Origin of the sequence: Nostoc sp. (assembly GCF_036917815.1) — a bacterium.
Classification (GTDB): domain Bacteria; phylum Cyanobacteriota; class Cyanobacteriia; order Cyanobacteriales; family Nostocaceae; genus Nostoc.
The window spans coordinates 1-14,840 of record NZ_JBALEK010000015.1; the positions used below are offsets into that span (position 1 = coordinate 1).

Consider the following 14,840-nt stretch of genomic DNA (forward strand, 5'->3'; position numbering starts at 1 on the left):
TTCTTTCTTTCTTTCTTTCTTTCTTTCTTTCTTTCTTTCTTTCTTTCTTTCTTTCTTTCTTTCTTTCTTTCTTTCTTTCTTTCTTTCTTTCTTTCTTTGTGTCCAACTCTTACGAGACGCTGCGCGAATGCGGTTCGTTTTTCTTTCTTGTATTTAAATGTGGTTTAGTTTAGCGCATCTTCATACAGCATTGGTATTAATCAACTGAGAATCCTATATAAACCATATCTATCTTGAAACCTGTAGTTTTTCCCTGATGAAAAGGATTTGCCCTCATCCCCCAACCCCTTCTCCCATATCTGGGAGAAGGGGAGCCAGAATTTCAAAGTCCCTCTCCCAGACATGGGAGAGGGATTTAGGGTGAGGGCGAAAACTACGGTTCTCAACTTAGATGAGGTTTAGTATGGGCAATACCCGCTATTTTATATGGTAGATATTGCCCAAACACTAACTTTTACTCACCAGTAATCGACAGTTCATTAACCCAGATTTTTGGGCAAACTCCCCCTGGCGTTAATTCTGGCTCTTTTTCTACATAAATAATTGACTTCAAGAGTTCCAAGAAATCGCCAGCAACTGTTGCTGATTCAATACTGGTCCTCACACCCTTGTTAACTAGCCAACCATCAAAGGGCAAAGAAAACGAACCTTGCAAGGCTTTAACTCCAGCGTGAAGAGCTTGTAAATCATCGATAAAAATCACATTTTCAGCCGTTTCTAAGCTAAACTCTTGCTCAGGAGTTGCTGTTGAAAAAACGTGATAAAAATTGGGACTTACGCTGACTTTTGCACCGATACTAGCATTACCCGTTGGTTGGGTATTGAACCTTTTGGCAGTGCCTGCACTGTGGAGAAAGCTTGTTAAAACACCATTTTCAATCAGCGAAACCTGACGAGTGGGAGTTCCTTCACCATCAAAAGTTTCTGCGCCTATGTTAGCTGGGTGAAGGGCATCATCATAAACTGAAAGTAGAGGAGAAGCAATTTCTTTACCTAAATCATCAGGAGTAGATAAGCTTTGATTGTCCAAAATACTTTGGGCATTAAACAAGTTAGAAAAACCACCCAGCAGACTTAAGAAAGCTTCCGGTGAAAAAACAACTCGATATTTACCAGTTTTGATTTTTTCATAATTCAAGTGGCTGATAGTTTTATCGGCGGTTTCTTTGATGCAACCATTAATATCTAGATTATCTAAACTCTGGTTGATTCTAAAAGCGCCGGCACTGCGCGGTTTTTTCCCTTCTTCCTCAGTTTTGCTGTAAAGATAAACTGATGCCAAAGAGTGAGATTCAGTTCTCACCGCGCCGTCGCTATTGAGATAGAATCTGTCAACATCCCTTTGTGACAAACCGTTATAAGGTACACCTTTAATTGCTGGATGAGCGGACAATAATTCTTTTTCAGCTACCAACAATCTTTCTATGAGTTCAGCAACAGGTGCTTGGGGTGTCTTATCTTGAGGTTTATTTGGGATAGGAGTAGTAGCTTCTGGACTAAAATCAGGAACATTTTCTTTAACACCAAAGAAACTGGCTTCGTAAGCAGTTTTTAAAGCTAATTCTAGTCCTTTGGGGTCTACATCTGTGGTGCTGGTGACACCCATTGTATTCTCTTCATTCCAGACACGAACAGTAACACCAGAGCGATTTGAAGCTTTGACTTGTTTTGGCTCACCTTGGTCTACTTGTACGCTAGTATCATCTACTGTTGAGCCATAAATGTCGAATTTCTTAATACCAAGCTTATCAGCATTGTCTTTGGCAGAATTTGCAATCTCATTGATATTTGGCATAGTCAATTTTTGATTTTTGATTTTGGATTGGAAGCGATTGTATTTTGAATATTAGATTTTGGATTTTGGATGTTATTGCTTGTTCTTCTCTCGTGGAGTTCTGACTGAAGTAACAGTCAAAAAATTTGGTATTTTAGGTTTTAGATTGAACCCACGAAACAATCCCGGAAATTGAGCATTTTGGATTTTGAATATTGCAATCCAAAACCCAAAATCTAAAATTTTTATCGTCCACCTAGGGTAATAGAATCAACCTTGATGTGGGGTTGTCCTACTGTGGTGTAAATACTGCCACTGACGGAACCACAAAAGCCTGGTGCAATTTCCAAATCTTGGGAACACATAGAAATTTTGTTCATAATTTCCTTGGCTTCACCGATGAGAATTGCTCCCTTTAGTGGTTTGGTGATTTTGCCATTTTCAATTAAATAAGCTTCATCAACACTAAAGTTAAATTGACCTGTAGCACCAACGCTACCACCACCCATCTTTTTACAGTAAACACCTTTATCAATAGAGGCAAATAATTCATCAATGGTGTATTCGCCTGAATCAATATAGGTATTACGCATCCGGCTAGCGGCGGCATAGGTATAATCTTGGCGGCGTCCACTTCCAGTTCTAGGGTGTCCGGTGCGTGCAGAACCTGTTCTATCTGCTAAGAAGTTTTTGAGAACGCCTTTTTCTATTAATAGGGTTCTTTGAGCGGGCATACCTTCGTCATCCATGTCAATTGTGCCGAAGGCATTTTCAGAGCGCCCTTCATCCCAGGCTGTCAGACTTTCGTGGGCAATTTTTTCGCCTTTTTTGTCAGCAAAGGGAGTGGTATTGCGTTCAATTTGAGTGGTTTCTAGCAGGTGTCCGCAAGCTTCGTGGAAGATTACGCCGCCAAAGTGATTGGCCATAATGATGGGGTAAGTTCCCGATTCTACGTAATCTGCGTAGAGCATTTTCCCAGCCGATTCTGCTATTTTCTCTGCTGCTTGTTGAGAATCCCAAGTCCTCAAGAAGTTGGCATCGCTAGTGTTACCTGCGCGATCGCCAATTGAGGTACGATTAGCACCATCAGCACACAATAGGTTAAATCCTACTGACTGGGTGAGGCGAATATCACGAGCAAAAGTACCATCACTGGCGGCGATTAAAACTTCTTGCCAATCCCGGAAATAGCTAGCACGGCGCGATTGGACGTGGCTAGCTTTTTGCTTCAGGTTGGCAGTACCATCAAGGAGAACTTCTCCCATTTCTCGGATAGAGCTACACACTGGTAGCCATGCATCTTTACCTCTTTTGGTGGCGTAATCTCTCAGTAATTCCAGGTTAATTTCTGGGATGAAAGCTTTCGCGGTGGGTAGTTGCAATCCCAAGATAGAAAGACCTTTTTCTAAGGCTGCTTTCAAACCAGAAAAGGAAAGGTCATTGGTGCTAACGTAGCAATCGGCTTTGCCGCGAAATACTCTGACTCCCGCACCTGTAGACAGACTGGGTGAAATACTGGTGATGGAGTCGTCTTCTGCTAGACAACTAATATAGTTGCGACGCTCTAAAAATAATTCGATGAAGTCAGCACCGGCGGCGCGTCCTAGTCCCAGAAGGGTAGCCAGGGGAGCTTCCCAGGTTTCATCGAAACGCTCTGGTGTGGAGGAATATTGGAGAGTAGGAAGTTGATTCGAGAGAAGTAGCGTACTTGTAAGCATGGGTAGCCTCGTCTGCTGGCGTAGTTCAGAGATTTGACTGAAAAATCCTGGTGTGTGTCCAGTCTAACAAATGAGCGAAAGCCAGGGTTGCTAGAAAGGCGTGTGGATTTCCCTCCTCTTGGGCAAGGTTATACACCCTGTAACCACAAGTATAGTCTGTTACATTTTCTATACGGGCTGCAATTCTAAAAAGCCAGTGTGAGGCTTATGAGACTTCCAAATTAAAAAACATCCAAAAATCTCATCCAACCGTTAAAAATTCATTTACCGGAAACAGAGCTAAACAAAAACTTTGTAAAAAAATTACCAAGTCGGTATAGCAAGGGACTTGGAGGTTAGGACATTAAGCGATGATAAAACCTATATACAAACAGACTTTCAACCCAGTCCCCAGTCCCCAGTCCCCAGTCCCCTGCTATATCTGGAAAACCTCACTTCTATTTCTCTCTCTTAAGAGTCTACGGTGTACACACAAGTCTTCTAACATTATTCCCCAGGCTTATGATCCCCCCAACCCCCCTTAAAAAGCAGGGCTGATTCATTCCCCAAAAGACCTTAATTTACAAGCGTATCAGTCAAAAAAATCAGGTTTTTAAACACTCTAATTGGGTCAAAAACCAGGCGATCGCACTTAAATTTACCGATTGAAACAGTAATTTTTCGATTACCAACTCACTAAATTTTCTGGTTGATACTCTTGACAAAATTCTGATCTGAACGAATGAAACAGCCCTGCCTTAAAAAGGGGGGCAAAAACTTCTCAAAGTCCCCCAATTTATCGGGGTATTTAGGGGGATCTTCAACAGTTTTGGTTTTGTACAAAGATGTGTGTACACCGTAGCTCTTAAGAGTAGAGAGACTTGGAATTTTCCCCCTTCCCTCTCCAGCGAAGGGAGTTAGGGGGTTAGGTGAATCGTTAGCTTTTCCACATAACGTGAAAACTCAGGGATATTACTGGGTTAGCTCTGTCATAGTTTCCAGCAGTTTGAAGTTAAGAATAATTATTAGTTCGACGTGCTTGGATTATTCAGGTTCTCTAGATTGTTTTTCTATTGTTTGGACTGATTCTTTTGCAAAAGTCTGTTGGTAACAATAAAGACGAAGATTAACAATCCAAACTGGATTTGCCAAGGTGCTAAAACTAAACTTAAAATAAAGCTAATAGCTGCAAATACACCGGCAAGATATGAAATTTCATCAGTACTCTTTTTAAATAAGTAGCCAGTAGCTAAAGCCGTACATAGTGGTATCAAGAAAAACAAAGGCATTATAATAACCTCTGAACTAACTAAAAGTTGTTGTGGTGGTCAAACAAGTTGGAATTGTGGTTAATTCTACATCCAATAAGGTTTTAGCCACAACAGTCGATTGAAATAAATATTATACAAAATCTAGATTACGCAAGGTTGTATATTACAACAATTGGAATAATTCTGGCGACAGATGAAGGACTCAAAAGCTTAGTGAATAACTCCTTCTTCTGTGGTAAATGGTGCGCGTAGTCAGCTTTACTTGTTCCCCTACGCGGATTGAAACGCTTTAAAACTTGCGTAGATGGGTTTTGTCTATTTCGCCAAATGCCTTATTGTGAGCAATCATCTGGTAAATTAGTTTAAAACTTTCCCCTTGCGCCAGGATCAGGATCTAGCATATTACCTTTAGAAGTACATTTTCATTTTAGACACTCAATGCTGAACATTCCTCAACTACTGGCAACTGAAATAAACCTCAAACCCCATCAGGTGCAAAACGCGCTGGAACTTTTGGCGGAGGGTGCAACAATTCCCTTTATTGCACGTTACCGTAAAGAGCGCACCGATGAGATGAATGAAGTGCAACTACGTGAACTGGCTGAACGATATACTTATTTAACAGAACTGGAAGAACGAAAATCGGTAATTTTAAGTGCGATCGCCCAACAAGGTAAACTCACAGATGAACTCAAAGCCAAAATCTCATCCTGTTTACAAAAAACTGAACTTGAGGATTTATACTTACCCTATCGCCCAAAGCGACGCACCCGCGCCACCATCGCCAGAGAAAAAGGACTCGAACCATTGGCGGAGTTCATCAAGTCGTTAAACACCAAAAATACTGTAACTGCTTTATTAGAAGAAGAAGCGGCTAAGTATATTTCTGAAACCAAGGGAGTAAAAACAGCAGAAGAAGCGCTCAAAGGTGCTGCTGACATTTTAGCGGAAGAAGTGGCTGAAAAAGCGGAGTTACGCGCATATATCCGCGACTATCTTTTAGAAGAAGGGGTATTTGTCTCCCGCATTAAAGATGATTATCCCGAAGGTACAACGAAATTTGAGATGTACCGTAACTATCAAATTAGGGTAAAAAATATTGCACCTCATAATATGCTGGCGTTGTGTCGGGGTGAAACGGAAAAAATATTAAGCTTTGAAATCGCTTTTGATGAAGATACAGTGCTTTACTATCTGGAGTCGAAAGAAATTAAAACCAAAGTTCGGACAATTCGGGATTTTTATCAGGCGATGTTGAAGGATGCATTCAACCGTTTGATGAAAATCTCTCTCATGGGAGAGGTGATTTCGGAGAAGAAAGTTTACGCAGATGTTGAGTCAATCAAGACATTTGAAACTAATCTGCGAGAGTTGCTGCTATCTGCACCAGCCGGGATGAAACCAACGCTAGCCATAGACCCTGGTTTTAGAACTGGGTGTAAGGTTGCAGTCCTCGACCAAACAGGGAAATTTTTGGAATACCAAGCGGTATTTCCCCACCAAGCGGCTGAACAAAGACTCAAAGCTGCACAAACTGTCAAAAATCTGATTGAAAAGTACAAAATTGAGTTAATCGCCATCGGTAACGGTACCGCGTCCCGCGAGACTGAGGAATTTGTCACCCAAATATTGCAAAGTATAGAACGCAAACCAGTTAAGGTGATGGTAAATGAGTCGGGCGCATCTATATATTCTGCAAGTAAAGTAGCGCTAGAAGAGTTTCCCGATTTAGATATTACCGTGCGCGGTGCCATTAGCATCGGTCGCCGTTTGCAAGACCCTTTGGCGGAACTGGTGAAAATTGATCCCAAATCCATTGGTGTGGGACAATATCAGCACGATGTCGATCAGAAGTTGTTAAAAAAGAAATTGGATGACACCGTAGAAAGCTGCGTGAACTACGTAGGTGTAGACTTAAACACGGCCTCCAAAGAACTTCTGACTTCCGTCTCTGGGATTACGGCAACAGTTGCCAATAACATTGTCGCCCATCGCAACCAGAATGGAGCCTTTAAAAATCGCCGACAACTGTTGAAAGTTGCCAAGCTAGGGCCAAAAGCCTTTGAACAAGCAGCAGGTTTTTTGCGGATTCGCGGCGGTGACAACCCATTGGATAATACAGCAGTGCATCCAGAGAGTTATTCTGTAGTAGAAGCGATCGCATCTGATCTTAGTGTGCCATTAAATCAGGTGACACTAATTGCCGAAAAACTCAAAAAGACCAATCTGAAGAAATATGTTACCGATAGCGTCGGCGAACCCACACTGCGGGACATCCTCAGCGAACTGGAAAAACCAGGTAGAGATCCTCGTGCTGAGTTTAAGTATGCCACCTTCAGGGAAGGAATTAAAGAAATTAGGGACTTAAAGATGGGAATGGAACTAGAGGGAATCGTGACGAACGTCGCCAACTTCGGCGCATTTGTGGATATCGGCGTACATCAAGATGGCTTGGTGCATATATCCCAACTTGCTGATAGATTTGTAGACGATCCCAACAAAGTTGTCAAAGTCGGACAAGTAGTTAAAGTTGAGGTGTTAGAAATCAACGAAAAACTCAAGCGGATTAGTTTATCGATGAAAGCAGTTAAACAATAATTAGAGACAGCAGATGGCAGTTTATCAAGTTCGATTCATCAATCCTACACTTGGATTAGATCGTACTATTCCAGTACCAGACGATCAATATATTCTGGATATGGCGGAAGATGCTGGTATCCGCCTACCATCTGGGTGTAAACAAGGCGAATGTTCTGCTTGTGTCGCCAAACTTATTAGTGGTGAAGTTAATCAAAGTGAGCAAAAATTTCTACGTCCAAGTGAGATACAGGCGGGTTATGTTGTTACTTGTATAACTTATCCTTTGTCTGATTGCACTTTAGAAACCCATCAAGAACAAGTCTTATATAAGTCAGCCCTTTACTATAAGCCTGAGTCGGGAAAATCTGAGTGATTTTTGCCTTGTGACATTACTTGTGACATTAAATTAATTATAGCAATCCTAAATGAGTTGTGAAAATGCGCGATGTCCAGATCCCCGACTTGTCGAAGAAGTCGAGGATCTAATTTTTCACGAATGATTTAGGATTGCTATAGTTTGAGTTTGTCAATGAGACCTTTCCTGCGGAACGCTACGCGAACAACGCCCACCACTAGTTGTCCATAAGCTAACAGGACTTACGCACAGGTAACGGAAAATCGAACCACAGAGAAGCCAGTGCGCCCTTGCGGTACCCCTCCGGGGATCTTGCTACGCGCAGCGTCTCCCCCTGGGAGAAGCAACTGGCGCGACGCAGAGTACAGGGAGGAATAGGAGTTTAAGAAGTTTCTTGCGTAAGTCCTAACTAAGAAAGGAAAAAGGTATAGGATATTACATCAATTGTTGGGGATTTGAACAAATATCATATTTTAGTTGGCGATCGCTAAAATTAAGTAACCAGAAATCTCTTAACACGAGATAATGATAAACTCACACCACCCTCAGCTGTTCTCCCATCAACCATTACAGAACTTGTTCTAGCTTGGTTTAGGTAATTCAGTTCACAGTCACAGGGTCGAATTTTGCAAGCTGTTCTGAACCAAATCATGAAAACATCTACCAAATTGCTAACTCGCCTAGACTATTACTACCAGCAAATCAAAACGATCATCCTGACTCGGCAAAATCCGATTACTGGTTTACTACCTGCCAGTACAGCGATTACAGCCCACGGCGATTATACTGATGCGTGGGTGCGAGACAACGTTTACAGCATTTTGGCAGTTTGGGGTTTAGGACTTGCATACCGCAAAATTGACGACGACGAAGGACGCACTTATGAACTAGAACACAGTGTCATCAAATTGATGCGTGGGTTGCTTTTTGCGATGATGCGACAAGCTCATAAAGTAGAGACATTTAAACATACTCAGTCGCTACTAGATGGACTGCACGCCAAATATAATACAGCGACCGGTGACATTGTTGTTGGTGATGATGAATGGGGACATTTACAACTTGATGCCACATCTATATTTTTACTGATGTTGGGGCAAATGACTGCTGCGGGATTGCAAATAATTTATTCAATTGATGAAGTGAATTTCGTCCAAAATTTAGTTTATTACATTGGACGAGCTTACCGCACACCAGATTACGGCATTTGGGAACGTGGGAATAAAATTAATCGTGGTAGTGCTGAGTTAAACGCCAGTTCTGTAGGTATGGCAAAAGCGGCTTTAGAAGCTATCAACGGACTGGATTTATTTGGTGTACGTGGTAGTCAAGCATCGGTGATTCATGTGCTACCAGATGAAATCGCCCGCGCCCGGATTACCCTAGAATCACTATTACCGAGAGAATCTGGTTCCAAAGAAATTGATGCGGCGCTGTTGAGTATTATTAGTTATCCTGCCTTTGCAGTGGAAGATTTGGAATTACGCGATCGCACTTTAAACGATATTATCAATAAACTCGCAGGCAAATACGGCTGCAAACGCTTTCTGCGTGATGGACACCAAACCGTTTTAGAAGATCATCAGCGCTTGCACTACGAACCGTTAGAACTTAAGCAATTTGAGCATATCGAATGCGAATGGCCGTTATTTTTCACTTATTTAGTTCTAGATGGATTATTTCGCGGCGAACAAGAACAAGTTAAAAAATACCAAAATCTTTTAGAATCATTATTTATAGAACAAGATGGTTTGCGTTTATTGCCAGAACTTTATTATGTTCCCGCCGAAAACATAGAAGCTGAAAAGTTAGCACCTCAAACGCAACCACGTTTGCCTAATGAAAATATTCCCTTGGTGTGGGCGCAGAGTTTATATTTTCTCAGTCAAATGTTAAGTGAAGGTTTGCTAGCTGTTGGAGATATCGACCCTTTGGGAAGACATTTATGTGTGGGCAAACAGCGCGATTCATTGGTACAAATTGCCTTATTAGCAGAAGATGAAGATTTACAAAATAAATTAGAAGTTCACGGAATTGAAGCACAAACGCCTACCCAAGTAGAACCGATTCAGGTGAGAAAAGCTGGAGAAATTTCAGCTATTTATACCCAAATTGGACGTAACGATAAACTTGGTTTAACTGGGCGTCCAGTGCGGCGGCTGCGGAGTTTAACAACATCTAGAATCTTTCGGATTAGCGGTGAAACAATTGTATTTTTGCCTTCATTTTCCGACTCTCAGCAGTTTTACTTAACCCTTGATTACCATTTTCTGCTGGATCAAATTAGAAGTGAACTAGCTTACATTCAAAAATATTGGAGCGATTTAGGGCGTCCTACCTTGACTTTGATGTTGACGCACACCATGTTAGAAGTCGGTTCCGAAGCATTATTGGAATTGATGCAAGAACTGAAAGATGGTGTTTGTAACGGCGTGCGGGTGAAATTAGGGCGGCTAAATCAGCTAATGCTAACAGCCGGAATCCAAAGAATTGATTTTCTTCCAAATGCAGAATTTTGGCGATCGCCACTGAAAAATGCTAGCCCACGTTGCTATTATCTAGCTTATCATCCTGAGAAAAACTGGCGCTTAGGACATAGCCAAGAATTTCAAATGGAGTGTGAAACCAACTTTGGATCATTACTTTCTCGTTTGCGCTCATCAGAGAATATCTACGAGCAAATTGAGTTATTGCAAACTTTAACTCGCTTGCAGGGAATGCAATTTGATACGGGGTACGGTGGTCCAGGATATCCTGTCACCGTAGGCGATTTACTCGATGAAGTTTACACTAAAGCTGGAGATTTAGGTATTTGGGCAGTAGTACGTCGGGCTGCGGGGTTACGGCTGATGGTTGATATCAGCTTATCAGATGCAGTCACGAGTATTTTGGTGCGAGGTAAGCAAATTGCTGTGGGTAAAGCTTACAGTGAAGCGTCCTTGATTACCGTACCTATGTCTCACGATGAAATTGCCGATAAAATTAATCATTTTTGTCGTGAAGATATCCGCGATCGCGTCCTCACCCAAGAAATTTTAATCTATCTTGGCATCTTAATTCGCTCAGAACCCGAACTATTTCAGGGACTACTAACTCTGAGAGTCGGCTATCTTATTTTATTGATCACCAGCGAACTAGCGCGGGAATTATACGTTACTCAAGATGAAGCTTATGATTACTTAATGCAACTTTCACCCTTTGATGTGAAAATGCGCTTGCGTCAGGTATTAACTGGATATACTGGCATGAGTAACCTGTTACGCCAGCAAGAATCACTGCATGTCAAACAAAAAGAAAGTGATATTGCTTGGGTGGTGTTACCAGCAATAGCAGAAGGAATAGAAGTTCCTCCGGGCGGTTGGCGGCGGTTTCGTCAAGCTGAGGGTGCGACGGGGCGCGTACCAAAAGAATTTTTTAAGCAAGTTTGGCTATTAATGCAACATTGCAAAGGTTTAGTAATTGGCGATAAACTAGAGCGCCGCAATCGTTTAGATAGTGAGATAATGTTGTCAGAAATGACAGCAGGTGAAAGAAATTTTGCTCTGTTAGTTGAGCATTTGCTGAATAAAATCGAAGCTCCAGAATATCGCCAAGTTAATATTGAAGCATTAGTAGAATTAGCTGCGATCGCATCTAATAATCCCAACCTGCAAATTGAAGAATATATCGTGTTAGATGTGTTAGTCGGTCATGCAGTACGGTTAGCTTGGCTAGAAAACCATAGTCAACGCAGCGATCGCTATGATGAAGATAAGGCGAGTGCGTGGCGATCGTTTTACAACACCTCGCCTAGAGATTGCGCCAATTATATTTTGAAGGCATTCAGGTTCTTGACGGAATTTGTGAAGGATTTTTGACATCCTCCCCACCCTATAGAGGGATGGGGATTCCAAAGAATTACTTCTTGGATTTCCTGGTTTTTCCCTTTCGAGATTTCGACACTTGCCTAGCCATTACTGACCCCGGTAGTACGCCTGCACAGACAGTTTCCATTCCCCGATTGTCCACGGGTACTGTCTGGGAAAATCGCTCCTCTTGGGGGAACCCCATCGCTTTTAGCGTCTCCCCTTGGGAGAAGACCGCGTTTTCCGCTTGATTAAGTCCACGCAATAACACCATCTCAGCAGCCGCATGATCTCGATGAGTTTGATATCCACATTCAGGGCAATGATGTTCTCTTTCTGCCAAGGGTTTACGTACTGTTGCGCCACAATGCGGACAGGTTTGAGATGTGCCGTTTGGATTGACGCGCATAAAGAACGCGCCTCGTTGAGAGCAAATCCATTCCAGCAAACTCAGAAATTGTCCAAAGGAAGCATCAATACAATCTTTACGAAGCATTCCCCGGTTGAGTCCAACCGTGTTGAGGTCTTCAGCGAAGATTGTTTCTGCTTGGTCACACAGTCCCTTAACTCGCCAAGGCGATCGCGGCATTCTGTCCACCAAAGCCAAAACTCAAACATAATACCTGCCTAATTTTACTTAGACGGGCTGCTGTAACTATATCTAAATCAAACTCTGGCTCCTGCAATCCTATACAAGGTGGTAAAGTTTGATGCTTTAATGCCATAAGAGAAAAAGCTACACCTAAAGCTCCAGATGCTCCTAGTGTATGACCTGTGCTTCCCTTGGTGGAACTAAGCGCCACGCCTTGAGGAAACAAACGCTGGATTACCATACTCTCTATCTGGTCATTTAGCTGAGTTGCTGTGCCATGAGCATGAATGTAATCAATATCACTTGGTGTCAAACAACTACGTTCTAGACATTGTTTGATGGCTGCGATCGCACTTTTCCCTTCTGGTTCTGGTGAATTACTATGATATGCATCGTTAGTTAAGCCAAAACCGAGAATTTCACCATACACTTTTGCTTGACGCTGCTTTGCCAACTCTGCTGATTCTAAGACAAACACAGCTGCGCCTTCGCCCAACACTAAGCCTTCCCGGTGCAAATCAAAGGGATAAGCCCCAGTTTTTGCCAAAGCACCCATCTGCTGAAATCCAGCTAAAGTTAAGGGTGTAATTGGTGCTTCCACTGCACCTGCGATCGCTTGTTGACATTGCCCACTTTGGATCAGTAAAGCTGCTTGGGCAATAGACCAAATTCCAGTAGCACAAGCTGCCATCGGTGCCAAAACTATCCCCGATGCACCGATTTGTCGCGCAGCTGCGATCGCATTTATATGAGGTAATGTATCTAGCCAATTGCCAAAAGAGGACAGGGGTAAATTCTCCGCCTCAGTATACATTTGCCTTGCCAACTTCTCCCAAGACCCTTGATAAGAGCGACTCGATCCAATGACTACAGCACAATCAGCTAAAGGTGGAACTAACCCAGCATCTTGCAAAGCAGAAGCAACAACCATCTGAGTTAACATTGTCAACTCAGATGGTTGTTGAGCAATCAAACCTAGAGGAAGTGGTTTCAGTTCTGGAAATGGTTGATGTAACACAATTCCAGATTTACCCGCGATTAAATTTCGCCAACTATCCTCTAAGCTTCCACCCAAAGCGGAAATTAAACCAATACCAGTGACAACAACCTTTACCAATTTAGAAGTTAGGAGTTAGAAGTTAGTAGTTATTCTCCCCCTGCTCCCTGCTCCCTGCCCTCTTCCTCTACTTCCCTGGTATTTTTAGATTTTCAGCACCTTGGGTGACTTTAGCGGAGTCAATGCGATCGCCTTGCTGAATTTTGTTCACGACATCAAAGCCTTGAGTAACATTCCCAAAGACGGCGTAGTTACCATCTAAGAAGGGTAGATCCGCTAAAGCAAAGTAAAACTGGGCAGAAGCGGAATCTGGTGGTTGCGATCGCGCCATCGCTATTGCACCCTGCTTATGGGGCAATACAACGGGTTGAGCAGTGGCATCAAACGGTTTATTGTAAATCGGAGTATCTGAACCTTTTACCTTAACTTCTAAAGGTATATAACGAGCATTTCCCGTTTTTGGGTCAATATAACTACCTGTTCCCAGACTATCTACAGGAACTTTCGGGTCTTTACTTTTGGGATCTCCCCCTTGAACTACAAAGGGTTGGGGTTCGCGCACAACTCGATGGAAAGCCAGACCATCGTACACACCCTTTTGCACTAAATCTACGAAGTTGCCAGCTGTAATGGGGGCATCAGTACCGTCTACTTCGATAGTAATGGGCGAGCCTTTAACCGTCATTACCACAGTAGCCTTGCCATCGAGCCTTGGTAAATCTGTGATTCCAGGAATACTCTCACTACTAGTTTGAGATACAGAAGTTGCTTCAGTAGTTGTCTTGCTGCTTGCCTCGCTTGTAGTCGAGGTAGCTGTCGAGGTTGGAGAAGAAGTATTAGAAGCGGCTTGCTGTGTTGAACATCCTCCCAACATCAAGGCACTAATGAGCACAAGAGAAAGCAAAAATTGTGAAATTTTTAACTGCATTGTCACTTACTGATTCAACCAGAGTATCTTATCGTCTCAAGAGGGAATGGGGAATGGGGCATTGGGAATTGCGGATTGGGCATTGCGGATTAGGAAGTGGGAACAAGGAGGACAAACCAAGGGTTTTCCAACGCCCCATGCCCAATGCCCACTCCCTTACAATCCTTCTAAGGACACTCCCAAAAAGCGGGCTAACTTTGCGCCATCTGTTTCCAACTCTGTTAAAGATAAGGGTTGTCCAACCCGTGTTAAGGGTATATCTCGACGGCCTTTAATGCGTAGATAGAGGGCGCGACGGGGATTAAGACCTTCTTTGACATCTATTCGCACAGATTGCACATCTTCTATGCGGCTATCAATTTCAATTCGGCGATTTTTGCCAGGAAACCCCCAACGGAAGATTTTGATTGCGCCAGTTTCCTGATTAAATTCGTTGTAACCACCTCCAACATCTAATAAAATCACTAGCCAGAGGTATGTGGCTAATAGCAAACCAGCAGCGCCATATAACCCCATCACCAATCCTTGGGGAACGAATACCAGTTGAGTTGGATCGGAGACTATGAGTAAATTAACTTTTAGATAACTGGATATACCAGCCAATAAAAAGCCGCTTGCTCCCAGGGTAACGATAGTTGCCCACCAGTAGTTACTGAACCGACGAGAACCGAGAACATTTTGATGCAGGAGGCGATCGCCTTTGTTAACCGTTGTTGATGTCGTCATTAAACTACCTTGGCT

The 14,840-nt window shown here is 42.7% G+C and carries 10 protein-coding genes; 3 read left to right on the plus strand and 7 right to left on the minus strand.

What is annotated here, in order from left to right; all coding sequences use genetic code 11:
• Positions 1-454: 454 nt before the first annotated feature.
• The 3 genes from V7K97_RS04475 to V7K97_RS04485 form a co-directional block, all read right to left on the minus strand.
• Complete coding sequence (locus V7K97_RS04475) at positions 455-1,795, minus strand: TldD/PmbA family protein (RefSeq protein WP_334799486.1); 1,341 nt, start codon at positions 1,793-1,795, stop codon at positions 455-457.
• Positions 1,796-2,019: 224 nt separating this feature from the next.
• A complete protein-coding gene (locus tag V7K97_RS04480) occupies positions 2,020-3,492 on the minus strand; it encodes a TldD/PmbA family protein (RefSeq protein ID WP_334799487.1) in 1,473 nt (490 codons plus the stop codon).
• 1,049 nt (positions 3,493-4,541) lie between these two features.
• The gene (locus V7K97_RS04485; protein ID WP_334799488.1) at positions 4,542-4,760 is read right to left on the minus strand and encodes a hypothetical protein; all 219 of its coding nucleotides are present in this window, start codon (positions 4,758-4,760) and stop codon (positions 4,542-4,544) included.
• A 420-nt stretch (positions 4,761-5,180) separates the two neighbouring features.
• Here V7K97_RS04485 and V7K97_RS04490 point away from each other — a divergent pair, with 420 nt between their 5' ends.
• From V7K97_RS04490 to V7K97_RS04500, 3 genes are all read left to right on the plus strand, one after another.
• A complete protein-coding gene (locus V7K97_RS04490; protein ID WP_334799489.1) occupies positions 5,181-7,340 on the plus strand; it encodes a Tex family protein in 2,160 nt (719 codons plus the stop codon).
• A gap of 13 nt (positions 7,341-7,353) precedes the next feature.
• Positions 7,354-7,695, plus strand: a complete 342-nt coding sequence (locus tag V7K97_RS04495; RefSeq protein WP_334799490.1) for a 2Fe-2S iron-sulfur cluster-binding protein — start codon at positions 7,354-7,356, stop codon at positions 7,693-7,695.
• A 632-nt stretch (positions 7,696-8,327) separates the two neighbouring features.
• The gene (locus tag V7K97_RS04500) at positions 8,328-11,534 is read left to right on the plus strand and encodes a glycoside hydrolase family 15 protein (protein WP_334799491.1); all 3,207 of its coding nucleotides are present in this window, start codon (positions 8,328-8,330) and stop codon (positions 11,532-11,534) included.
• A 40-nt stretch (positions 11,535-11,574) separates the two neighbouring features.
• On the opposite strand, the gene V7K97_RS04505 is transcribed toward V7K97_RS04500, so the two are convergent.
• From V7K97_RS04505 to V7K97_RS04520, 4 genes are all read right to left on the minus strand, one after another.
• Positions 11,575-12,120, minus strand: coding sequence for an RNA-guided endonuclease InsQ/TnpB family protein (locus V7K97_RS04505; protein ID WP_334799681.1), 546 nt, complete (start codon positions 12,118-12,120; stop codon positions 11,575-11,577).
• Positions 12,086-13,231, minus strand: coding sequence for a beta-ketoacyl-ACP synthase (locus V7K97_RS04510; protein ID WP_334799492.1), 1,146 nt, complete (start codon positions 13,229-13,231; stop codon positions 12,086-12,088). The genes V7K97_RS04505 and V7K97_RS04510 overlap by 35 nt, the downstream gene beginning before the upstream one ends.
• A gap of 67 nt (positions 13,232-13,298) precedes the next feature.
• Positions 13,299-14,099: a peptidylprolyl isomerase gene (locus V7K97_RS04515; RefSeq protein ID WP_334799493.1), complete on the minus strand. Its 801-nt coding sequence runs from the start codon at positions 14,097-14,099 to the stop codon at positions 13,299-13,301.
• 156 nt (positions 14,100-14,255) lie between these two features.
• Positions 14,256-14,825: a photosystem I assembly protein Ycf4 gene (locus V7K97_RS04520; RefSeq protein WP_334799494.1), complete on the minus strand. Its 570-nt coding sequence runs from the start codon at positions 14,823-14,825 to the stop codon at positions 14,256-14,258.
• Between the last annotated feature and the right edge of the window lie 15 nt (positions 14,826-14,840).